The 23,161-nt window shown below is 60.7% G+C and carries 20 protein-coding genes and 1 tRNA gene; 5 read left to right on the forward strand and 16 right to left on the reverse strand.

The window, feature by feature from the left end:
* Positions 1-145: 145 nt before the first annotated feature.
* Positions 146-1,045: a LysR family transcriptional regulator gene (locus QCBJ_RS26315; RefSeq protein ID WP_015886199.1), complete on the reverse strand. Its 900-nt coding sequence runs from the start codon at positions 1,043-1,045 to the stop codon at positions 146-148.
* A 209-nt stretch (positions 1,046-1,254) separates the two neighbouring features.
* On the opposite strand from QCBJ_RS26315, the gene QCBJ_RS26320 reads away from it, so the two are divergent.
* Together QCBJ_RS26320 and QCBJ_RS26325 are read left to right on the forward strand one after the other, a co-directional pair.
* Positions 1,255-2,523, forward strand: a complete 1,269-nt coding sequence (locus tag QCBJ_RS26320) for an aspartate aminotransferase family protein (protein ID WP_102061905.1) — start codon at positions 1,255-1,257, stop codon at positions 2,521-2,523.
* Between the two features lie 185 nt (positions 2,524-2,708).
* Positions 2,709-2,867, forward strand: coding sequence for a YqaE/Pmp3 family membrane protein (locus QCBJ_RS26325; RefSeq protein ID WP_010207008.1), 159 nt, complete (start codon positions 2,709-2,711; stop codon positions 2,865-2,867).
* Between the two features lie 5 nt (positions 2,868-2,872).
* Here the strand turns inward: QCBJ_RS26325 and pqqE are convergent, their stop codons facing one another.
* The 14 genes from pqqE to rpsU form a co-directional block, all read right to left on the reverse strand.
* Positions 2,873-4,003: a pyrroloquinoline quinone biosynthesis protein PqqE gene (gene pqqE, locus QCBJ_RS26330; RefSeq protein WP_015886197.1), complete on the reverse strand. Its 1,131-nt coding sequence runs from the start codon at positions 4,001-4,003 to the stop codon at positions 2,873-2,875.
* The gene (pqqD, locus tag QCBJ_RS26335; RefSeq protein WP_015886196.1) at positions 3,996-4,271 is read right to left on the reverse strand and encodes a pyrroloquinoline quinone biosynthesis peptide chaperone PqqD; all 276 of its coding nucleotides are present in this window, start codon (positions 4,269-4,271) and stop codon (positions 3,996-3,998) included. Before pqqD ends, pqqE begins: the two co-directional genes overlap by 8 nt.
* Entirely contained in the window at positions 4,268-5,020 is a 753-nt protein-coding gene (gene pqqC, locus QCBJ_RS26340; RefSeq protein ID WP_015886195.1) for a pyrroloquinoline-quinone synthase PqqC, read from the reverse strand. The genes pqqD and pqqC overlap by 4 nt, the downstream gene beginning before the upstream one ends.
* An 11-nt stretch (positions 5,021-5,031) precedes the next feature.
* Entirely contained in the window at positions 5,032-5,943 is a 912-nt protein-coding gene (gene pqqB / locus QCBJ_RS26345; RefSeq protein WP_015886194.1) for a pyrroloquinoline quinone biosynthesis protein PqqB, read from the reverse strand.
* A 66-nt stretch (positions 5,944-6,009) separates the two neighbouring features.
* Positions 6,010-6,084 (reverse strand): pyrroloquinoline quinone precursor peptide PqqA, encoded by a 75-nt coding sequence (pqqA, locus tag QCBJ_RS26350; protein WP_003194766.1) that lies wholly within the window; start codon positions 6,082-6,084, stop codon positions 6,010-6,012.
* Between the two features lie 159 nt (positions 6,085-6,243).
* A complete protein-coding gene (gene pqqF / locus QCBJ_RS26355) occupies positions 6,244-8,577 on the reverse strand; it encodes a pyrroloquinoline quinone biosynthesis protein PqqF (protein WP_102061906.1) in 2,334 nt (777 codons plus the stop codon).
* Positions 8,578-8,636: 59 nt separating this feature from the next.
* The gene (locus QCBJ_RS26360) at positions 8,637-9,431 is read right to left on the reverse strand and encodes a carbon-nitrogen hydrolase family protein (protein ID WP_015886192.1); all 795 of its coding nucleotides are present in this window, start codon (positions 9,429-9,431) and stop codon (positions 8,637-8,639) included.
* A gap of 10 nt (positions 9,432-9,441) precedes the next feature.
* Positions 9,442-11,145, reverse strand: coding sequence for an NAD(P)/FAD-dependent oxidoreductase (locus tag QCBJ_RS26365; RefSeq protein WP_102061907.1), 1,704 nt, complete (start codon positions 11,143-11,145; stop codon positions 9,442-9,444).
* A 146-nt stretch (positions 11,146-11,291) separates the two neighbouring features.
* A complete protein-coding gene (locus tag QCBJ_RS26370; protein WP_102061908.1) occupies positions 11,292-11,774 on the reverse strand; it encodes an Lrp/AsnC family transcriptional regulator in 483 nt (160 codons plus the stop codon).
* 50 nt (positions 11,775-11,824) lie between these two features.
* Positions 11,825-11,901: transfer RNA gene (locus tag QCBJ_RS26375), tRNA-Ile, on the reverse strand.
* Positions 11,902-11,916: 15 nt separating this feature from the next.
* Positions 11,917-15,660 carry an EAL domain-containing protein gene (locus tag QCBJ_RS26380; RefSeq protein WP_015886189.1) on the reverse strand — a complete coding sequence of 1,248 codons (3,744 nt, stop codon included), beginning with the start codon at positions 15,658-15,660 and terminating at the stop codon, positions 11,917-11,919.
* Between the two features lie 121 nt (positions 15,661-15,781).
* Entirely contained in the window at positions 15,782-17,632 is a 1,851-nt protein-coding gene (gene rpoD / locus QCBJ_RS26385) for an RNA polymerase sigma factor RpoD (RefSeq protein ID WP_015886188.1), read from the reverse strand.
* A 67-nt stretch (positions 17,633-17,699) separates the two neighbouring features.
* Complete coding sequence (dnaG, locus tag QCBJ_RS26390) at positions 17,700-19,670, reverse strand: DNA primase (protein WP_093542407.1); 1,971 nt, start codon at positions 19,668-19,670, stop codon at positions 17,700-17,702.
* A 441-nt stretch (positions 19,671-20,111) separates the two neighbouring features.
* Entirely contained in the window at positions 20,112-20,327 is a 216-nt protein-coding gene (rpsU, locus tag QCBJ_RS26395; RefSeq protein ID WP_002551877.1) for a 30S ribosomal protein S21, read from the reverse strand.
* 202 nt (positions 20,328-20,529) lie between these two features.
* Between rpsU and tsaD the strand changes: the two genes are divergently transcribed.
* On the forward strand, positions 20,530-21,555 hold the full coding sequence (tsaD, locus tag QCBJ_RS26400; RefSeq protein ID WP_015886185.1) for a tRNA (adenosine(37)-N6)-threonylcarbamoyltransferase complex transferase subunit TsaD: 1,026 nt from the start codon (positions 20,530-20,532) through the stop codon (positions 21,553-21,555).
* A 33-nt stretch (positions 21,556-21,588) separates the two neighbouring features.
* Here the strand turns inward: tsaD and plsY are convergent, their stop codons facing one another.
* Positions 21,589-22,158, reverse strand: coding sequence for a glycerol-3-phosphate 1-O-acyltransferase PlsY (gene plsY, locus QCBJ_RS26405; RefSeq protein ID WP_015886184.1), 570 nt, complete (start codon positions 22,156-22,158; stop codon positions 21,589-21,591).
* A gap of 74 nt (positions 22,159-22,232) precedes the next feature.
* Here plsY and folB point away from each other — a divergent pair, with 74 nt between their 5' ends.
* Together folB and folK are read left to right on the forward strand one after the other, a co-directional pair.
* On the forward strand, positions 22,233-22,586 hold the full coding sequence (gene folB / locus QCBJ_RS26410) for a dihydroneopterin aldolase (RefSeq protein WP_015886183.1): 354 nt from the start codon (positions 22,233-22,235) through the stop codon (positions 22,584-22,586).
* Positions 22,577-23,095, forward strand: coding sequence for a 2-amino-4-hydroxy-6-hydroxymethyldihydropteridine diphosphokinase (folK, locus tag QCBJ_RS26415; protein ID WP_064054226.1), 519 nt, complete (start codon positions 22,577-22,579; stop codon positions 23,093-23,095). The genes folB and folK overlap by 10 nt, the downstream gene beginning before the upstream one ends.
* Positions 23,096-23,161: the final 66 nt, after the last annotated feature.

Raw genomic sequence — 23,161 nt, forward strand, 5'->3', positions numbered from 1 at the left:
CTACTTCACATGGACGTCGCGCAGGAAGCGCAAAGCAACAACACGGACACGTAGGATTCTGCCAGGATGGCGGAGTGAAATGGATGTCAGGGAAACAGTCTGCAAAGCCCCGCTTCGGCGGGGTTTTCTTTTGCCCGCGAAAAAGTCAGGCGATGACCTGCGGGGCATTCATCACGTCTTCCAGCAACGTGCGCAGCAACGCCACCGTCGCCTGCTGGCGCTGCACATCGCGGCACACCAAGCCCACTTTCAGCGGCACCCTGGGTTCACTCAAGGGTTTCCACAGCAGCGACTGGCTATTGTGTTCATCCTGGGAACGTCCCGGCAGCACCGTCGCCAGTTTTGTGTGAGGCAAGCTGTCGAGAATCCCCACCATGGTATTCAGTTCCGCCTGCACTTGCGGGCGGCGTCCGAGGTTGGCCAGTTGGCCCTGCCAGATCTGCCGGACCTGAAACTCTTCGCCCAGCAGCAACATCGGCAACTCGGCTGCCTGCTTCAGCGAGACTTTCTTGAATTCGCGCAAGGGATGGTCCTCGGGGATCACCACCTTCAACTCATCTTCATACAACAACACGCCGTGCAGCCCTGGCTGGCGTGGCGGCAGGTAGCTGATGCCGATGTCCAGCGAGCCGTTCAGTAAGCGCCGCTCAATCTCAAGTCCGGTCAATTCGTAGATCTGCACCACCAGGTGCGGCTGGGCCTTGCGCACGCGCTCGAGCATCTGCGGCACCAGGCTGGTGTGCACGGTTTGCAGCACGCCGATGGCCAGCGTGCGCATCGCCTGACCCTTGAAGTTGCGCAACGCTTCCACCGCCTGTTGCAGGCCATCGATCAGCGGCAGGGCGTGGTTGTACAGTGTATGCGCCGCCAGTGTCGGGAGCAGGCGCTTGCTGCTGCGCTCGAACAGGCTGACATCCAAGTTCTGTTCCAGCTGGCGAATCTGTTGCGACAGCGCCGGCTGGGAGATCGACAGGCGCTCCGCGGCACGGCCTACGTGGCCTTCCTCATACACCGCGACGAAATAACGCAGTTGCTTGAAATCCATAAGGCTTACTTATCGAAAAAGCTGGAAAAACGAAATGGCTGTTGGCCCCTGAGGCGCCTAGTCTAGCGCCTATTCGCAGGGCTTACAGGGCCGGATCGGGCAATGAACAGCGTTTATGTTGATAGCGTTTACATAGGCAAGGCAAACAATCTTCAACCAGGTTACACCGCGCGTACCGACCAAGGTCCGGTTGCCAGCAGGGGTGAGGTGTGAACCTGTTCAATATGCGCCGCGCGGCGCCGAGCCTGGACGACCTGATCCTCGATACGCCAGGCGACAGCGCTTCCAGCGAAGCGCTGATGCCCACGGTGGCGCGGCCGGCTCAAGTATTTGTGCGTGGCCAGGGTTCCTGGCTGTGGGACAGCGACGACCGCGCGTACCTGGACTTCAGCCAGGGCGGCGCCGCCAACAGCCTCGGCCACAGCCCGCAGGTATTGATCAAGGCGTTGGCCGACCAGGCGCAGGCGCTGATCAATCCGGGCCACAGCTTGCATAACCGCACACAACTCAACCTCGTCGAGCGCCTTTGCCATCGCACCGGCAGCGACCAGGCGTACCTGCTCAACAGCGGTGCGGAAGCCTGCGAAGCCGCGATCAAACTGGCGCGCAAATGGGGCCAGCTGCATCGCGGCGGCGCTTACCGCATCATCAGCGCGAGCAGTGGTTGCCATGGTCGCAGTTTCGCGGCGATGTCGGCGTCGGCTGGGGCCATTGAAAACCGATTTGAGCCGCAATTGCCGGGCTTCAGTCACGTGCCGTTCAACGATCTGTCGGCGCTGCATGCCGCCGTGGATGCACAGACCGTCGCGATCATGCTCGAACCGATCCAGGGCGAAGCCGGCGTAATCCCCGCAACGGAGCACTACCTCAAGGGCGTCGAGCGCCTGTGCCGTGAACTGGGGATCCTGCTGATCCTCGACGAAGTGCAAACCGGCATAGGCCGCTGCGGCAACTTGCTCGCCGAACAGCAATACGGCGTACGTGCCGACATCATCACCCTCGGCAAAGGCCTGGGCGGCGGCGTGCCCCTCGCAGCGTTGCTGGCGCGCGGCACAGCCTGTTGTTTCGACGTGGGCGAACTGGAAGGCACGCATCATGGCAATGCGCTGATGGCGTCGGCCGGGGTTGCCGTACTCGATACGGTGCTGGAGCACGGCTTTCTGGAGCAGGTGCGTGAGTCCGGGCTTTACCTCGGTGAAGGCCTGGCCCGCCTGGCCTACCGCTATGACCACGGTCAATTACGTGGCCATGGCCTGATGTGGGGCCTGACGCTGTCGGATGATTCTGCGGACGCTGTCGTAAAGGCTGCACTGCACGAAGGCCTGATCCTAAACGCCCCGCAACCGAACTGCCTGCGCTTCACCCCGGCCCTGACAGTCAGCAAAAGCAACATCGACGAAATGCTCCTGCGCCTGGCCCGCGCCTTCTCCCGCGTGCGCACCGCACAGCTGCAATGCCGCAAGGGCATCGCTGTTTAATTCCCTATTCCTGAACCGTCTCGCGGCCTACGCGGCGCCTCCGGCCTGATTCTTTTGGCTGGGGGCGTTTTTTTGTCTGTGTAACAACGATGGATGGCCCAACGCCAGATCCCACTGAACCCTCACGAACCGCCAAGGTCGATTAGCTACACGGCTCACACGAGCCGATTTTTTGGAGCTGACCCATGGACATCATTCGTATCATCATCGCCATTCTGCTGCCGCCACTGGGTGTGTTCCTGCAAGTGGGTTTCGCCGGCGCGTTCTGGCTGAATATTCTGCTGACCCTGTGCGGTTACTTTCCGGGCATCATTCACGCGGTGTACATCATCGCCAAGCGCTGAGGCCCTCAGCCTTTTGCGATGAGTCGTGAATTGCGCTCATTGCGAAAGGCCAACTGTTCGATGGTCTGGGTAGCATGTTCAGCTTCTTCCCGTGCTTGAAGGATGATGCCGTGCTGCTCGGACTTGCTGCACACCGGGTCGGCATTGCTCGCATCCCCCGTGAGCATGAAGGCCTGGCAACGGCAGCCGCCGAAGTCCTTTTCCTTCTCGTCGCAGGAACGGCACGGCTCGGGCATCCAGTCGTAGCCGCGAAAGCGGTTGAAGCCAAATGAGTCGTACCAGATGTGCTGCATGCTGTGGTCACGTACATTGGGAAATTGCACCGGCATCTGTCGGGCGCCGTGACAGGGCAGGGCGGTGCCGTCTGGCGTTACTGTCAGAAAGATACTCCCCCAGCCGTTCATGCAGGCTTTCGGGCGTTCTTCGTAGTAATCCGGCGTGACAAAAATCAGCTTGCACGGGTGGCCTTCGGCTTCCAGCTTGGCGCGGTATTCGTTGGTGATGCGTTCGGCGCGCACCAGCTGTTCCCGTGTCGGCAACAAGCCCACACGATTGAGCTGCGCCCAGCCGTAGAACTGGCAAGTGGCGAGTTCTACGAAGTCCGCCTCAAGCGCAATACACAGCTCGATGATGCGGTCGATCTTGTCGATATTGTGCCGATGGGTGACAAAGTTCAGCACCATCGGGTAGCCGTGCGCCTTCACCGCGCGAGCCATTTCCAGCTTTTGCGCGAAGGCCTTTTTCGAGCCGGCCAGCAGGTTGTTCACCTGTTCGTCGCTGGCCTGGAAACTGATCTGGATATGGTCGAGACCCGCCTTCTTGAAGTCGCTGATCTTCTGCTCGGTCAAGCCGATGCCGGAAGTGATCAGGTTGGTGTAGAACCCCAGCTTGCGTGCCTCTGCGATCAGCTCGGCAAGGTCCTGGCGCACCAAGGGTTCACCGCCGGAAAACCCCAATTGCGCAGCCCCCATTTCGCGGGCTTCGCGAAACACCTTGATCCACTGCTCGGTACTCAGCTCCTTACCCTGCTCGGCAAAATCCAGCGGGTTGGAGCAGTACGGGCACTGCAACGGGCAACGGTAAGTCAGCTCGGCCAATAGCCACAGTGGCAACCCGATGGCTGGCTTTTCAGGCAAGGGTGATCCAGTGCTCAGCACGGGCGACCTCCATGAATTGCTCGATGTCTTCGCCGAGCTCTGGCACGCCGGGGAATTGTTTATCCAGCTCGGCAATGATTGCCGCCACGTCACGCTCGCCGTCGATCAAGCCGCCGATCAGCGCGGCGCTGTCATTGAGCTTGATCATGCCCTCAGGGTAGAGCAACACATGGCCTTTTTGCGCCGGTTCGTACTGGTAGCGATAGCCCTGGCGCCAGGTCGGTATTCTGCTGCGATCAAAGCTCATAGGGGGATCCCTTTATGCCACACCCGCTGCTCGGTCACGCTGTGATACGGCGGGCGTTTGAGTTCGTAGGCCATGCTCATGGCATCCAGCATGCTCCACAGGATGTCCAGTTTGAACTGGAGAATTTCCAGCATGCGCGCCTGGCCTTCGCGGGTGGTGTAGTGCTGCAGGGTGATGGTCAGCCCGTGCTCCACATCGCGCCGGGCTTGGCCGAGGCGAGTGCGGAAGTATTCGTAGCCGGCTGGGTCGATCCAGGGGTAATGCTGCGGCCAGCTGTCGAGGCGCGACTGGTGGATCTGCGGCGCGAACAACTCGGTCAGCGAGCTGCTGGCGGCTTCTTGCCAACTGGCGCGGCGGGCGAAGTTGACGTAGGCATCCACTGCAAAACGCACACCGGGCAAGACCAATTCCTGGGAGCGCAGTTGGTCCGGGTCGAGGCCGACCGCCTGGCCCAGGCGTAGCCAGGCTTCGATACCGCCGTCCTCACCGGGAGCGCCATCGTGGTCGAGCAGGCGCTGGATCCACTCACGACGGATCTCACGGTCCGGGCAGTTGGCCAGGATCGCCGCGTCTTTCAGCGGGATGTTCACCTGATAGTAAAAACGGTTGGCGACCCAGCCCTGGATTTGCTCGCGGGTCGCGCGGCCTTCGTACATCGCCACATGGTACGGGTGATGGATATGGTAGAAGGCGCCCTTGGCCCGCAGGGCTGCTTCGAATTCGACGGGTGTCATCGGCGTGTCAGTCATCTCGTCAGCTCCTACAGTTCAATGCTCATGCCGTCGTAAGCCACTTCGACATTGCGCCGCACCAGTTCCGCTCGCTCGGGGGAGTCTTCATCGAGGATCGGGTTGGTGTTGTTGATGTGGATAAGTACCTTGCGCTGTTCAGGCAACTGCTCCAACACGTCGAGCATGCCGCCAGGGCCGTTTTGTGCCAGGTGGCCCATTTCGCGGCCGGTACGAGTGCCGACGCCACGGCGCTGCATTTCGTCGTCATCCCACATCGTGCCGTCCACCAGCAGGCAGTCGCTGCCGGCCATGATTTCCAGCAACGGCGCGTCGACCTTGCCCAGGCCCGGGGCGTAGAACAGTTTGCCGCCGGTGCGCAGGTCTTCGACGATCAGGCCGATGTTATCGCCTGGGTGCGGGTCGAAGCGGTGTGGCGAGTAAGGCGGCGCGGCGCTGCGCAGTGGCAGTGGGGTGAAGCGCAGGTTGGGGCACGCCGGGATGGTGAAGCTGGCGTCCAGCTCGATGCGGTTCCAGGCCAGGCCGCCGTTCCAGTGGGTGAGCATGGTGAACAGCGGGAAGCCGGTGCTCAGGTCTTCATGGACCATGTCGGTGCACCACACCTGGTGTGGGCAGCCTTCGCGCAGGCTCAGCAGGCCGGTGGTGTGGTCGATCTGGCTGTCCATCAGGATGATCGCGCTGATGCCGGTATCACGCAGGGCGCGACCGGGTTGCATCGGTGCAAAACCTTGCAGTTGCGCGCGGATATCCGGCGAAGCGTTGCACAGCACCCAGTTCACGCCATCGTCGGAGATCGCGATGGACGACTGGGTACGCGCCTGGGCCCGCAGGCTGCCATCACGAAAACCTGCGCAGTTCACGCAGTTGCAGTTCCACTGCGGGAAACCACCGCCGGCGGCGGAACCTAGAATCTGGACAAACATGGCAGCTCCATCAAGCTCAAAACAAAAACGCCCCGGGCGAACCGAGGCGTTGTATTACCCAGCGGATTAACGGCTGGCGAAGTACATGGTGACTTCGAAACCGATGCGCAGATCAGTGTAAGCAGGTTTGGACCAGGTCATATTCTTACTCCTACGAAGGGATGGGACGTTCACTACCAAGCAATACATATAGTCCACCTCCAGTCGGAGATGTTCAGCTTTGTGCGTAGGAATGTTACTCAATTCTTTTCAAGTTAGCGCTGTCTTGGCGGAAAAAGCTTTTTGCAGGGGCGGCAATGATCAGTCAGCCGCTTGCCAGTCATCACTGATGCGCGGGCCATTGGCCACGCAGTGCCAGCCGCCGGCAGCGTCGTTCAATTGCTGGGCGGCGCGCTGCAGTGCTTCTCGGGTAGAGGTTTGGATGTGGGTCTGAAGGTGTTCCAGGTAGCCCGGTGGATGGCCCGCCAGATGCGCATGCCACAGCAGTTCGGCGGCTTGGGCGTTGGGCAGCGTCTGCGCTGAGAACTGCTGCGCCAGGACCAGGCTGCCCAGGTCGTCGTTGCTGTTGATCAGCGCCGGCAGTTGTTTCAGGAAGGTGTTCAGGTGATCAGCGATGCCTTCCAGGGAGACGCTGGGGGATTGCACGCCGAATAGCAGGCCGGTCTGGCCGTTTATCTGTCGGATGCCGCTGAATACGGCGTAGCCGATTTGCAGCTCTACGCGCAGGCGCTGATAAAACGGCGCCTGGAGCAGATGGCTGAGCAGTCGCCATGCGGCTTCGTCCTCCAGCGACGCGCTCGGTGTCGGGCAAAACAGCAGCAGGGCGGCTTCGGTTGAGTCGGTTTCCACCGCGTGCCAGATACGTTGGCCGCTGAGGGAGGGGAGTACGGGGTTGAGGTTCGCCGGCTGCCCTGGCAAACGGGTCACCGCTGTTTTGATCGCGGCTTCATTCGCTGCGGAGAAGCCCAGCCCCAGGCCTTGCCACGATGTCGAGTCGGAGGTGTTCGCGCTGCAGCAAGCGGGCAGCGCCTTTAGCAAGGCTCGGATGGCAATCATGGGCGGCGAGACGGTTGGGGCAGCCTGCGGTTCGCCCAGGCGTTGCGCCAACACCTCCAGCACGGCTGGGATGGGCTCCTGCAGCCCGACCATCTTCACCAGCCCGTCATTGCCCAGGCTTTCGAACGACAAGTCGACACCCGCCTGCCCGGCATTTTCACGCAACGACTGTACTGCGCTTTCCAAGCCAGACGGGGCAGACTGCCATTGCAGATACAGAGCGCCTTCATCATTGTCACCCGTCAGTGCCTGGCTGAAGACCAGCGCCGATACATCACGACGTCCTCGGGAGCGATCCTGGGCAAAGGTGCGCAACCCTCGGTGGGCGCTGGTCTGGCCGCGAATCAGGCCGGCGCGTTCTTCCTTGACCGGTGGACGCAGGAACGGATTGTTCGGCGGCAGTTGCCACGTGTGCGCGGCGGGTGGCAGGTGCAGTGACTCGAGCATGATCCTGAGGGCAATGACAGCCTGTTCCGAGAGTGCCTCGCTGTCGTGTCGCGCCAGTGCCAGGGCGCCTTGGGTCTGTTGTTGGCGAGCGGCCAGCAAGGCGAACTCTTCCCGCAAGGCTGTCCAGTCGCTGTGTGCGAAAAAGCTCAACCAGTCGTGCAGCAACGCCTCGATTTGAGTCGCCGATTCAACAGGACTACTGAGCGTAACGTCGATATCCAACACGGCTTGCCCGGCGAAGTGATACAGCACCGACGCCTGCAGTGCGCTGGCCAGCCCTTGAGTTTTCAGTTGCGCCAGCAACCCGCCGGGTGCCGAGGCGTTGAGCCAGGTGCAGAGGAATTCCAGTGCTTCACGCGGAGCGTTACAGGTGATGACGTGGTGCAGGTGATCATTGGCGATGTGCTGATAGCGCTGCGCTTGCCCCTGCATCAATGCCGGTGGCGCGGAGTGTGGGCGAAGAGGGCCTGAGGTCAGTTGCTCGCTGAACTGCTGTGCCAAGCCTTCCAGCGCTTCCAGCGGTTGTGGACCTGCCAGGCTCAAGGTCATCTGGCCGCTCTGATAGAACTGTGCGTGGAATTCCCGCAATGCCTGCTGAAACGCCTCACGTTCCACCGGCAAGCTGTCGCGATTGCCCGCATGAAAACCCCGCAGCGGGTGGTCAGCCGCCAGCCCCTCCAGTAACGCGATCTGCTGCTGCGCCTTGGCATCCTGAGACCAGGCGACAAACTCGGCGTGCAGCACTTCGCGCTCGCGCAGTTGATCCTCCAGCGTCAGGCGCGGGTGGGTCAGCATGTCCACCAACCGCTCCAGCCCACCGGAAAACGTCGCGACCGGCAGTTCAAAGAAGAACTCCGTGGTGCGCTCGCGGGTGCTGGCATTGACCTGGCCGCCATGCCGTTGCACGTAGGCCATCAACCCTTCGCTCGTGGGAAAACGCTCGGTACCGAGGAACAGCAGGTGTTCGAGGAAATGTGCCAGCCCCGGCCACGCCAGCGGCACGTCATGGCTGCCGGCCGCCACCCGCAGAACGGCGGCACAACGCTTCAAGCGCGGCGCATGTTGCAAGGCTACCCGCAAGCCGTTGGCCAGGGTCAGGTGAAGGTGATGAGGGTGGGCCGGCGCAGGCATGGGCACTTCCGAAACGTAGAATGTGCCCATGTTAACAAACCGCTCACAAACCGGCTGGATCAGGGCTTGTGCAGTGCACCGTATAACTCGGGGCGACGATCTTGCAGGTAGTGATTGGCAGCACGGGCGTCGAGGATCGACTGGCGATCCAGCTCACCGACGATCAGCGCTTCATCCAGGCCCGCCTGGGCGATGCGCAGGCCATTCGGCGCGGCGATGCTGCTTTGCCCGCAGTACTGGATCTCGCCTTCGTGCCCACAGTAGTTGGCGTAGGCCACATAACATTGGTTTTCAAAGGCCCGTGCCCGCACCGTGACATCGGCGACAAAGTCGAACGGCACCATATTGGCGGTGGGCACCAGGATCAGTTCGGCGCCTGCGAGGGCCAGGCGTCGGGTGTTTTCCGGGAACTCCAGGTCATAGCAGATCAGGAAGCCAAGCTTCCAACCGTTGAGCTCCACCAGCGGGAAATCATCGTCGCCGGCGCTGAACATCGAATGGTCCAGGTCACCAAACAGGTGAGTCTTACGGTAGTTGCACAGGCGCTGGCCGTGGGCGTCAATCAGCTGCACGGCGTTGTAGATCTGGCCGTCCTCGGCGCGCTCCGGGTAACCGTACAGAATCGCCAGCCCGGCGCTTTTGGCCAGTTCGCCAATCGCCTGCGCCGACGGTCCGTCCTGTGCCTCGGCCAAGGCGCCAACGGCCTCGGCGCCGATGTTGTAGCCGCTCAGAAACATCTCCGGCAGCACCAGCACGTCGGCGTCGGACGCCTCGTGGGCCAACTGGTGCAGGCGCTTGAGGTTGCCGGCCACATCCAGCGGCAACGGTGGGCATTGGTACAGGGCGACGCGCATGCTCAACTCCTTAATCGGCCAGGGCGATTGGCCCGATTTCATCGAATACATCACCCGGCCCTGGGTTCTCGGGGTGGGTGCTGCCGCCGAAGTGAGTCATGATGCCCCACACCGCGTTCAGCGAGGTTTGCACCGCGCCTTCCACCCAGGCTGGGGTCCAGGACACATCATCACCGGCGATAAAGATCCCACGTTGTTCGGCGGGCATGTCCTTCTGCATGAAGTGCGCATACATCCGCTGGTTGTAGCGATAGTGGCCGGGCAACGCGCCTTTGAAAGCCCCGAGGAAGTGCGGGTCGGCTTCCCAGGACACGGTGATCGGGTCACCGATGATGCGCGCCTTGATATCGACCTTCGGGTAGATCTTGTTCAGGGCGTCGAGGGCCAGCTTCACGCGTTTGTCGATGGGCTGCGGGAGCATTTTCAGCGCGTCACTCATCCACGAGTACGACAGACAGATCACGCCAGGCTTGTCGTCGCCATTGTCGAACAGGTAAGTGCCACGGGTGAGGCGATCGGTCAGGGTCATGCTCATCAGGTCGCGGCCGGTTTCCGGGTCTTTGTCCTTCCAGAACGGGCGATCGACCATCACAAAGGTTTTTGATGACTGCATGTAACGCGTGCGGTCCAGGGCCATCCACATCTTTTGTGAGAACAAGGTTTCGTCGCACTCGATCTGGGTGGTCAGCAGCCAGCTCTGGCAGGTGGTGAGCACGGCGGCATATTCGCGGGTGTCGCCGTAGTTGTCGGTCACCGCGAAACGGCCGTCGGCCGCGTGGGCAATGCGCTTGACCCCGGCGCGCGGTGCGCCACGGTGCAGCGAACTGAGGCTGGTGCCGGCCGGCCAGTGGGCGCACTGCTCCGGTACATGGCGCCAGATGCCCATCGGCACTTGGGCAACGCCGCCGACCACCAGGTGTTGGTGGTCGTCGCAGTTGGTCATCACCACGCGGAAGATTTCCAGCATTGAGTTGGGGAAATCCGAGTCCCAGCCGCCCGTGCCGAACCCGACCTGGCCAAACACTTCACGGTGATGGAAGGACAATTTGGCAAATGCCTCGGAGGTGGCGACGAAGTCGTAGAAGGTGCGGTCGTCCCACAACGGCACCAACGTGTTCCACAGTTCTTTGAGGCGCGGTACGTTACGGTCGCGGATGGCTTGCTGGATATCGCCGAACTGCGAGCCGGCTTCCAGGGCGTCCGCCCAGGCGTCAGCCACTTCCTGGAACAGGACCGGCAAATCGGAGAGTTTCTGTGCGTAGTGAGTCTGGCCTTCGAGGTCGATCACGGTGCTGCCGGACGCCGGGGTCAGCGGGTTGGGGAAGGGTTTGGTCTCCAGGCCGAGCTTGTCCACATAATGGTAGAAGGCGGTGGACGACACCGGGAAGCGCATGCCACCCAACTCGGCGATGATGCCTTCGGCGCCCTCAAAAGCCTGGGAGCGCAAACGACCGCCCATTTTCGAGGCTTCGTACACCACTGGCTTGAGGCCCAGTTTCATCAACTCATAAGCAGCCACCAGGCCGGCAATCCCGGCGCCGACGATCGCCACTTCGGCGCCATGATTGGCGACGGGGATGCTGCCCAGGCCTGCTGGGTGTTCAATCCAGTCATCGAAGGCAAACGGAAAGTCCGGACCAAAGATGGTGATGGGTTTTTTGCCGTCGGCGGGATGGCGATTGGTCTTGCTGAGGGTGCTGGACGGAATGCTCATGGCTGACCTTACTGGCGACATCGGCGGATGTGACCCGCTGAGTATAGGAAAAGATGGCAGCCAGTTTAGGGCGTGTACCGTTCGTTAATAAGACGCAAAGTGTCGTCGAATTGATCTGTTTTTAGTCAGAATGACGAGCGTGGTGATCAGATTGGTTGTCCGCGATCCAATTTGTTACTGAGGATGATTGAGGTGGTGGTTTTCTCCACCCCGTCGACGCTGCCGATCTGGTCCAGCAATTGGTCCAGCTGTTCAGGCGAATCGGTGCGCAGCCACGCGACGTAATCGAACTCGCCACTCACCGCGCATAACTGTTGCACTTGGGCCATAGCACTCAGCCTGCGCAGCACGTCCTTGCCCGAGCGCGCCTGCACGGTGATGCCGACGTAAGCCTGCAAGCCACCGTCGACCACACGTTGCCCGAGGCGCACGCCATAACCGGTGATCACCTGGGTTTTCTCCAGGCGTGCCAGGCGCGACGTCACGGTAGTGCGCGCGATGCCCAACTGCCGGGCGAGCATGGCCACGCTTTCGCGGGCGTTGAGCTGCAGGGCGGCTATGAGTTGGCGATCGATTTCGTCTAGGGCGGGCAAGGTGGGCTCCAGAGTGTGGGCGGTGGCGGGAAGCATATTACAGGCTTCCAGACACACAAAAGCCGCGCAATGCGCGGCTTTCAAGATGGTGGGCCCAGTAGGACTCGAACCTACGACCAAGGGATTATGAGTCCCCTGCTCTAACCAACTGAGCTATAGGCCCTCAGTAGGCCGCGGATTATAACGATGGTTTACCCGCTGTGCCATCCGAAAAATCCCCAATGCTCATACGAAGAAACGTCGTGGCAAAAAGCGCCGGTGGTAACGGCAGGCTGACGATGTAGCCCTGCATCTGTTCGCAGCCCTCGGCGGCCAGGAAGGCTTGCTGTGCGGGGTTCTCCACGCCTTCGGCGATGATGGTGAATTGCATGCTGTGGCCCAGGGCGATGATGGCGCGCACGATGGCGGCGTCGTGGGGATCGTCGGGTAAGCCGCGTACGAAAGATTGGTCGATCTTGAGGAAATCCAGCGGCAGGCGCTTGAGGTAGCTGAGGGATGAGTAGCCGGTGCCGAAATCATCAATCGCCAGTTGTACGCCCAAGTGTTTGAGTTGGTGCAGGACCTCCAGCGCTTCTTCGGCCTGGCTCATGATGAAGTTTTCGGTGATCTCCAGCTGCAGGCGGCCTGGGTCAAGGCCGTAGTCGCGCAGCAGCTGTTCGATGCGGCCCAGCAAGCCGGGATGGCGCAGTTGCGCGCCGGCGAGGTTGACCGACAGTGGGCCGAAATCATCGAATGTGCCTTGCCAGGCGTGCAGTTGTCGGCAGGCCTGTTCCAGTACCCAATCGCCAATCTGCAGGATTGTGCCGTTTTCTTCGGCCAAGGCGATGAAGTGCTCGGGGGGGACATCGCCGAAGGTGGGATGGTGCCAGCGGATCAGGGCTTCGGCGCCGATCAATTGCTGGGTGGCCAGGCTCAGTTTTGGCTGGTAGTACAGGCTCAATTCGTCGCGCTCTATGGCGCGGCGCAGTTCATGTTCCAGGGCCACGCGCTCGTTGGCTTGGGCGGTGAGGTCGCGGGTGTAGCTTTCGACCCGGTTGCGGCCCTTAGCCTTGGAACGGTACATCGCGGCGTCGGCATTTTTGACCAGGGTGGCGACGTCGGTGCCGTCCTCGGGGTATAGGCTGGTGCCGATACTGGCGCTGATAAAGAACTCGTGCTCACCCGCCTGGAAGGGGGGAGTGAAGCAGGCCAGCAGTTTATTGGCCAGGTGCTGGGCGTCGCTGGCGTGCTGGAGGCCGGGGAGCAGGATGATGAATTCATCCCCGCCCAGGCGAGCGACGGTATCGATGTCGCGCAATTGTTCCTTGAGGCGCACGGCAATGTCTTTGAGCAGCAGGTCGCCTATCGGGTGGCCGAGGCTGTCGTTGATGTGTTTGAAGCGGTCCAGGTCGAGAAACAGGACGGCGCCCTGTTTGCCGGTTTCCTGATGCCCGTTGAGGGCGGCCTGCAGTCGGCTTTCGAACAGCGTACGGTTGGGCAGGCCGGTCAATGGATCGTGGTGCGCCTGGTAGTCGAGGCGGGCCTGGGCCAGCTTGAGGCTGGAGATGTCGGCAAATACCGCAACGAAGTGCGTGATCAGCTGTTCGCGGTTGCGTACCGCACTGATCGTCAGCCAGCTGGGGTACAGCTCGCCGTTTTTGCGTCGGTTGGAAATCTCGCCCTGCCAGTGACCCTGTGCGGTCAACTGGTGCCACATGGCGGCGTAGAAGGCGCTGTCATGCAGGCCAGAGGCGAGCAGGCGCGGGGTCTGGCCGAGGGCTTCGGCCTCGCTGTAGCCGGTAATCTCGCTGAAGGCACGGTTGACGGCGCTGATGTTCTGTCGGGTGTCGGTGATCAATACGCCTTCGGCCGTGCTCTCGAACACGGTGGCGGCCTGTTGCAGTTTTTCCTGCATCAGCTGGCGTTCGGTGATGTCCCTCGCAATCGTCAGCATGCAGTCGTCATCGCCGATGGGCAGTGGGCGGCTGGACAGCTCGCACAGGCGAATCTGCCCATCGTTGCGGCGTATATGGCAGATGAAGTCCCGCACAAAGCCATCGCGCGCCATCAGTTCCAGCATGTGTTTGCGCTCGTTGAGGTCGACCCAGATGCCCAGGTCCAAGGTTGATTGGTCCAAGGAGGCCGCGCTGTTGAAACCGGTGATGCGACTGAAACCGTCGTTGACTTCAAGCAGCAGGCCATCGCGCTGTCGGCTCAACAGCAAACCGTCGGGAGAGGCATGGAAGGCCTTGGCGAATTTCTCTTCGGAGGTTTGCAGTTGTTGCTGGGTTTCCTTGAGCTGGGTGATGTCGCGCACCACCACCACGATGGCCTCAGTGGTGTCGAGTTGAAACGGTTCGGCGGAGATAAGGCCGGTAAAGGCCTGGCCGTTGTTGCGCAGAAAGGGCATTTCCAAGTTGCGGATGCTGGTGGTCTGCACCCGTTTCAACAGGTCCGGGCCGATGCCTGGAATCCCCCAAATGTTCAGCGCGGTGGCCGTTTTGCCGATCACGTCTTCGGCCTTCAGGCCTACTTGATCCTCGAACGCTTTGTTGACCTCCAGCAGGCAGCCATCGGACAGTCGCGCGATCACCAGAATGTCCGGGCACTGTTGGAACACCGAGGCAAACTTCTGTTCGGAAAGCTGCAGCGCCTCTTCGGTGCGTTTGGCTTCGCTGATGTCGATCATCAAGCCGCGCAGCACAGGCTCATGGCCGTGCTCGATCAGGCTGACTATGTCACGCACCCACAAGCAACGGCCGTCGGCGGTGATCACCCGGTAATCAATGCTGTGGTCGCGGTTAGCACGGGTTTCGCGGTAGCAGTAGGCTTCGGCGCGGAGCAGGTCGGCGGGGTGGATGATGTTGCGCCAGAACCCTGGGATCAGCCAGTGGGCGCGCGGATAGCCGAGCAGTTCCTCGGCGTGCGGCGACACGTAGCTGTAGGTGAAATCGGTGACGCTGGCTTCCCAGGCAATGGCGGACAGGCTCTCCACCAGGCCGCGGTAGTGGTATTCGCTGCTGCGCAGTTCCTGTTCGAGGGCCACGCGGCGGGAAATTTCCGAACTGAGTCGGCGATTGATCCGAATCACAATGGCTAATACGGTAATCAAGAGCAGAACCGCGGGTAGGCCATACAGCAGCAAATCGGTCCAGAACGTACGGTTATCGGTGAACTTGCCCACCCAGTGTTGCTGGATGGTGTTGGTTTCTTCCGGGCTGAGGTCGGCGAGGACTTTGTCGAGGATGCCGACCAGCATCTTGTCGTCGCGCGGTACACCCATCGCCAATTGATAGCGGTAGGGGGTTTCGCCGCTGACATACAACCCGTCCAGCTTGAGTTCGCGCAAGCTCCAGACACTGGAGGCCAGGTCGCTGACCACAGCGTCCACTTCGCCGGTAGCCAGGGCCTGCAGGGTTGAGCTGACGTTGGGCATGGCCACCAGATTAAGGTCGGGGTGGTGAGTGCGCAGTAATTCGTGGGGTGCGTAGTTTTCCACCACTGCGATCTTCAGCCCGTACAGGTCCTTGAGATTGCGCGGTCGTACGCCGCCTTCGTGGGCAAGGATGACCATCGGGAAGTCGATATAGGGGCGTGTGAACGCCAAATAATTCTGCCGTTCGGGCGTCGACATAACGCTGGGGACAAGGTCGAGCTGATTGGCTCGGGCCAGTTCCAGGACGGCACTCCAGTTCGGCGTTTCGATCACCTTGATCCTGACGCCCAAACGATCCTGGATCAGGCGCACGTAATCGGCCGCCAAGCCTTGGTAGCGGCCGTCTTCGTCACGGTATTCAAAAGGTGGCCATGACGCGTCCACCCCGAGGCTCAGCTCCTGATGGTCCGCCAGCCAGCCACGCTCATCATCGGTAAGAGTCAACGCGCCAGCCGTTGCGGTCCAGGTCAGCAGCGACAGCAGTAGCACAGTCGACAGTCTGGGCATAACGGTCTCGTTATGGCACGGGGAATGTTTCGAGTGTAGACGGGCATTGCGGGGGAGGGGTGTCGCTTGGGATTTTATCTGTAGAAAGCAAAACCCCCGGCCTGGGCCGGGGGTTCTGGTATCACTCGTCGAGGAAGGAGCGCAGATGCTCGCTTCGCGTCGGGTGGCGCAACTTGCGCAACGCCTTGGCTTCGATCTGACGGATCCGCTCACGGGTCACGTCAAACTGCTTACCGACTTCCTCAAGGGTGTGGTCGGTATTCATGTCGATGCCGAAACGCATGCGCAGTACCTTGGCTTCACGGGCAGTGAGGCCGGACAGTACGTCGCGAGTCGCTTCTTTAAGGCTCTCAACGGTGGCGACATCGATTGGCGACTGCATGGTCGAGTCTTCGATGAAGTCACCCAGGTGGGAGTCTTCGTCATCACCAATCGGGGTTTCCATGGAGATCGGCTCTTTAGCGATCTTCAATACCTTACGGATCTTATCCTCTGGCATTTCCATGCGTTCGCCCAGCTCTTCCGGGGTCGGTTCGCGACCCATTTCCTGCAACATCTGCCGGGAAATACGGTTGAGCTTGTTGATCGTCTCGATCATGTGCACCGGAATACGGATGGTGCGGGCCTGGTCGGCGATCGAGCGAGTGATCGCCTGACGAATCCACCAGGTGGCATATGTCGAGAACTTGTACCCGCGACGGTATTCGAACTTGTCCACAGCCTTCATCAAGCCGATGTTGCCTTCCTGGATCAGATCGAGGAATTGCAGGCCACGGTTGGTGTACTTCTTGGCGATGGAGATCACCAGACGCAAGTTCGCTTCGACCATCTCTTTCTTCGCGCGGCGGGCCTTGGCCTCACCGATCGACATGCGACGGTTGATGTCCTTGATCTCGGCAATCGTCAGACCGGTTTCGGTCTCGAGCGCGGTCAGCTTCTGCTGGCAGCGAATGATGTCCGGCTGCAGGCGACCAATGGCTTCGGCGTATTTCGCCTTGCCCTTGGCCAGTGCGTCGGTCCAGCTTTCGTCTACTTCGTTGCCAGGGAACTGGCGCAGGAAGTCGGTACGCGGCATGCGCGCATCACGGACACAGAGCTGCATGATCGCACGCTCTTGTGCACGCAAACGCTCCAGGGCACTGCGAACACGCTCAACCAGGCCTTCGAATTGCTTCGGTACCAGCTTGATTGGCATGAACAGCTCAGCCAGCGCCAGCAGCTCGGCAATTGCCTGCTTATTGGAGCGACCGTGCTTTTTCAGGGCCTTGCGGGTGATTTCCATTTGATCGGAAACCGCACCGAAACGCTGTGCAGCGATGACCGGGTCTGGACCGCTTTCGACTTCATCTTCATCGTCGCCGCTGGCTTCAGCGTCGTCGTCTTCGGTGTCGTCGTCGGCTTTCGCAGCCTTGGCATCCACAGGCGGCGGCACTTCGGCGGCGGGCGGCGCAATGCCGTCGTCCGGGTCGATGTAGCCACTCAGCACGTCGGACAGGCGGCCACCTTCGGTGGTGACGCGGGTGTACTCGGAGAGAATGTGGTCAACCGTGCCGGGGAAGTGCGCAATTGCGCCCATCACTTCACGGATACCCTCTTCGATACGCTTGGCGATTTCAATTTCGCCTTCGCGTGTCAGCAGCTCGACGGTACCCATTTCACGCATATACATGCGCACAGGGTCGGTGGTACGACCGATATCGGTCTCCACAGCAGCCAGCGCGGCAGCAGCTTCTTCAGCGGCAGCCTCGTCGGTATCGGCGTCCGCCAGCATAAGGGAATCCTTATCTGGCGCAGCTTCGAATACGTTGATCCCCATGTCGTTAATCATGCGGATGATGTCTTCCACCTGCTCTGGATCTGAAATATCCTCAGGCAGGTGGTCGTTGACCTCCGCGTAAGTCAGGTAACCCTGCTCACGACCGAGAACGATCAACTCTTTGATACGAGACTGCTGTTGCGCTTTTCCGGACATAACACCCTATCCACTGAAGGTCTTGGCGGGCAAAAAACAAGCCGAGGATTATACCCGAGCTATGACCTCACACGCCAGCTGAGGTCGGGTTTGATGCGGAAACATTCTGTTTTAAGAGGTCACGCATCTGTTTTGCTATCTGAATTTTCTCTTCAGCCGATAAATCCGGCTGCCTGGCTCGCTTTATGAGCTCATCGAGGGTCTGCGTGTGCTGACCCGCGGATAACCTAGTAATGGTGTCTAAAAACTGTTGTTCAAGGTTGTCGCCGTCAATTAGCCACTCCTTTTCTGCGAGTGCTTTCAACAATCGGCCTTGTTCGGTGCCATGCCAGCGAGCCATCAACTGAATTGAGTTTAGCTTAGGATTTTTCTGGACCGCCTCGATCAAGGCGATCAGGACCTGGGCGTACGTATTGCTCGCGTTGGCAAAGTGATCGGCGCTTTCAACCTTTTCCGCCAATTGCGGGTGATGGATGAGCGTGCGCAGGGCAATCAGCGTCGGCGCTTCTACGGCAACCGGGGTGCGTGGGGCATAGGCTTCATCGTTGTCGCCGCGCTTGCCGTTCTTGCTCCAGGGTTTCTTGTCCCATTTCTTGCCGCCGGCGCCGGGCTTTTTCGGTGTCCACGCTTGCTGGGGCGTGTAGGCCTCCTGCGGTTGGTGGAAGTCGGAATAGTCCGGCATGGCGTCATAATCCATGCCTGGGTCGTAGGCGGGCGGGGCGTCCTGCGGCGCACTGTGCGCCAGCTGGCTGACGGCCTCGCCACTCAACCCGGTGATTTCCAGCAAGCGCTGGCGCATCAGCGTACGCAGGTTGGCACCCGGTACTTTGTCGATCAGCGGTGCGGCGAGCGTGGCCATGTGGGCCTTGCCTTCGAGGGAGCGCGGGTCGGCTTCTTCGGTCAGTTGCTGGAAGAAATAGTCCGCCAGCGGCTGTGCGTGTTGATTGATGCGCGCGCGGAACGCATCGGTGCCTTCGGAGCGCACCAGGGTATCCGGGTCTTCGCCTTCGGGCAGGAACAGAAAGCGTGCGCGACGCCCGTCCTGCAAGCTCGACAGCGTTGCTTCAAGTGCACGCCAGGCGGCGTTGCGGCCCGCCTGGTCGCCGTCGAAACAGAACAGCACGCTGGGCACTACGCGAAACAGACGCTTCAAATGTTCTTCGCTGGTGGCCGTGCCGAGGGTGGCCACGGCATTGCGCAGGCCCTGTTGGGCGAGCGCGATCACGTCCATATAGCCTTCAACCACAATGATCTCATCGAGGTTGCGGTTGTTTTTGCGTGCTTCGAACAGGCCGTAGAGTTCCTGGCCTTTGTGGAACACCGGGGTTTCCGGGGAGTTCAGGTACTTGGGCTTGTCGTCCCCCAGGACACGGCCACCAAAGGCGATGATGCGGCCTCGGCTGTCGCGGATCGGGAACATCACGCGATCGCGGAAGCGGTCATAGCGTTTGCCCGTCTCGGCGTTTTCCACCAGCAGGCCTGCGTCGATCATGGCCTTTTGCTGGAGGGTGTCGCTGCTCAGGTGTTTGTACAGGTTGTCCCACCCGGGAGGGGCGAAACCGAGGCCGAAGTCGCGGGCGATTTCACCGGTGAGGCCGCGCCCCTTGAGATAGTCGACGGCGGCCTTGCGCTGCGGATGGCTTTTAAGCGCCTGACGGTAAAAGTCGGCAGCGGCGGTCAGCAGCGGGTACAGCGGCGAATCGGTGGGTTGTCGCGGTTTGTGTGGGCGACCACTTTCTTCGCGGGGGATCTCCATGCCGGCGGCTTTGGCCAGGTCCTCGATAGCCTGGGGGAAGTCCAGGTTGTCGTGGTCCATGAGAAAGCCGAGGGCATTACCGCCCGCGCCGCAACCGAAGCAGTAGTAGAACTGTTTGTCGGGGCTGACGCTGAACGACGGGGTCTTTTCTTTGTGGAACGGGCAGCAGGCGGTGTAGTTCTTGCCGGCTTTTTTCAGTTGCACGCGCGAGCTGACAACATCGACGATGTCGGTGCGGTTCAGGAGGTCGTCAATAAAGCTCTGGGGAATCAGCCCGGCCATGGCGTTCTCGTCGTCACTGCGTGTAAATGAGGGCCCGTGAAGAGCTCAAGCGCACAGGTTGAGTGGCTCGACCATTATCGTCTGCTTGGGCTGCATGGAAGTGTATCTGCCGAACATTCACTGACGTTAATTTCTATTCAGTCTTTGGCATGGAAATGTTACCCGGGCATCCGGTATTGGCCAACGGCGGGCCTCGGAGCTCGATGGGTGCAGTCGACCGATTTGATCGCCTGTTTACAGAATGAGTGTGCTCGTCAGTAGCCTTGTTAGGCTCGTCAGAAGAGACGTGCACCGCTGGCAAAAGAGCCAGTCCTGACGTGTGAAGCGGTTGTCTCGGTCGCATGTGCGGCGTCGACAGTGAAGCATCAAGCGATATCCGCAAATGCCAATAGCCCGGCTGAGGGCCGGGCTTGGCAGAAGCTTGCTACGAACGTCTGTGTATTAGTACAGACGAACGGCGCGGCGCTGTTCGCGCTGAACTTTCTTGGCGTGACGCTTAACAGCGGCTGCTGCTTTACGCTTACGCTCAGAAGTAGGCTTCTCGTAAAATTCGCGGCTACGAACTTCAGCCAGTACACCGGCTTTTTCGCAGGAGCGCTTGAAACGACGCAGAGCTACGTCGAAGGGTTCGTTCTCTTTAACTTTGACGGCTGGCATCCAGAGCTACCTTCTTTCATTACCGGGATCAACGTTCTCGTCGCAAAAAATTCGCGGCTGAGGTCGTCGGTTTTTAAGGGTTGCGGATGTTAACCCCTCATTGCCCGGAATGCAAAGCCTCTGATCGAAAACCGCTAGTCGGGAGGGGGAGTGGCGACTATTATGCGCGCCTTCGAATTCAGCCTCTACAAGGCGCAAACCCATGCTAGTACTGGGACTTGAAACCTCCTGCGACGAAACCGGTGTCGCACTTTACGACAGTGAACGCGGGCTCTTGGCCGATGCGCTCTTCAGTCAGATCGACCTGCACCGCGCCTATGGCGGCGTGGTGCCGGAGCTGGCCAGCCGTGATCACGTCAAACGCATGCTGCCCCTGATTCGTCAGGTGCTGGATGAAGCCGGCTGCGTGCCGACCGAGATCGACGCCATTGCCTACACCGCGGGCCCCGGATTGGTCGGAGCCCTGCTGGTTGGGGCCTCTTGCGCCCAGGCGCTGGCGTTCGCCTGGGGCATTCCGGCACTCGGCGTGCACCATATGGAAGGCCATTTATTGGCGCCTATGCTGGAAAAAACACCGCCGCAGTTCCCGTTCGTCGCTTTGTTGGTTTCGGGCGGCCATACGCAGTTGGTTCAGGTGGATGGCATCGGCCAATACACCCTTTTGGGTGAGTCGCTGGATGACGCCGCCGGCGAAGCTTTCGACAAGACCGCGAAGATGATGGGCCTCAATTATCCCGGTGGTCCGGAAATCGCCCGCCTCGCCGAAAAAGGTGTTGCCGGCCGCTACACCTTCCCGCGTCCGATGTGTGATCGACCAGGCCTGATGTTCAGCTTCAGCGGTCTGAAAACCTCCGCGCTGAACACCTGGCAGCAAAGCGTCAGCGCTGGGGACGACAGCGAGCAAGCCCGTTGCGACATCGCCCTGGCGTTCCAGCAGGCCGTGGTGGAGACTTTGACCATCAAGTGCAAGCGTGCCTTGAAACAGGCGGGCATGAAGCGCCTGGTGATCGCAGGCGGCGTCAGCGCCAACAAGGCCTTGCGCACCTCGCTGGAAAAAATGCTCGGCGACATGAAAGGCGATGTGTTCTACGCACGACCGGAGTTCTGCACCGACAATGGCGCGATGATCGCCTATGCCGGTTGCCAGCGCCTGCAGGCCGGGCAGCATGAAAGCCTGGCGATCAGCGTGCAGGCGCGCTGGCCGATGGAGCAGTTGTCGCCGTTGTAACGCCATAACGTGAGCCGGGCTCAGCGAACGTATTTAAAAATGCCGTTCGCGCCCGGCAAACAGGTCGCGTAAATTGCCTCGGTGGCGCCAGACGATCAGCAGTGTCAGCACGCTCATCGGCACCAGCGCCGCCGGTTCCTGCCAGGCCAGTAGCGGCAGGGTGAGCGGGGTGGCGATCAGCGCGGCAAGTGAGCTGGTACGGGTCAGGTAGAACGCCAGCAGCCAGGCGAGCACGGCCAGCAACGCCGCTGGTGGGTAGATCCCCAGTAACATGCCGGCTGCCGTGGCGACGCCTTTGCCACCGCGAAAGCGGAAGTACAGTGGAAACAGATGGCCTAGGACGGCACATACACCGATCCAGGCCTGTTGTTGCAGGGTAAGGCCGGCAAGGCTGGCGATCAGCACGGGCAACAAGCCCTTGCACATGTCGCCCAGCAGGGTCAGTACGGCGAGCTTCTTACCGGCCAGGCGCAACATATTGGTGGCGCCGGCATTGCCTGAGCCGCTCATTCGCGGGTCGGGATTTCCCGTCAGGCGGCTGAGCAAAATGGCGAAGGACAGCGAGCCGAGCAGGTAGGCGAGAATCGCCAGTAACCAAAACATGCTAACTATTCCGGGCGAGGACGCCCTGATTCTAACGGGGCATCGCGCCCTTGTCGTGCAGCGGAGAAGAGTGCTTGGACAGAGTGTTTATCGAAGGCCTGGAAGTCGACACCGTCATCGGGGCCTACGACTGGGAGCGCGGAATCCGCCAATGCCTGCGCCTGGACCTGAGCTTCGCCTGGGATAACCGCCCGGCCGCTGCCGGTGACGACCTGACCCTGGCGTTGGATTACGCCAGTGTATCCGCGCGTATCCAGGCGTTTGCCGAGCAGTCCCAGTACCAATTGGTGGAGACCTTCGCTGAACGCCTGGCCGAGGTGCTCATGAGTGAATTCCAGATTCCCTGGTTGCACCTCAAGTTGACCAAGCCGGGGGCCGTGCCGGCTGCCAAGGGCGTGGGTGTGGAGATCGAGCGCGGATGTCGCTAACTCAGGTTTACCTTGGCCTAGGCAGCAATATCGAGCGCGAGTCCCATCTACGCGCCGGCCTTGATGCGTTGGCGGTTTTTTTGACCGATATGCGCTGCTCGGCGGTGTTCGAAAGCCAGCCGGTGGGCATCAAGAGCGGGCCTTTCTTCAACTTGGTGGTGTCGGCCTATACCGACCTGCCGTTGATGGAGCTGGATCGCCGGTTGAAATTCATCGAGGCCGATAATGGCCGCTATGCGCCGGACCGTAAGGGCTTGCCGCTGGATATCGACGTGCTGCTGTATGGCGAGCTGGTGGGTAATTTCGAGGGCCTGGTCCTGCCCCGTGCAGAGATCCTGAAGAACGCCTTTGTGCTGTGGCCGCTGTCGTTGATGGCGCCCGATCGCGTGCACCCTGAGGTGGGCAAGACCCTGGCCGAACTGTGGCGCGATGCGCAGATTGACCAGGTGTTGGCCCCTGTCGGGTTTGAATGGCGGGGCCAGCAACTCACGCCAGGCACGCTTTTGTAGGCGCCGAGCTTCCTGTGGCGAGGGAGCTTGCTCCCGCTGGGCTGCGAAGCGGACCCAATAAGCACA

The organism is Pseudomonas sp. QC2, assembly GCF_002859085.1.
Taxonomy (GTDB): Bacteria; Pseudomonadota; Gammaproteobacteria; order Pseudomonadales; family Pseudomonadaceae; genus Aquipseudomonas; species Aquipseudomonas petroselini.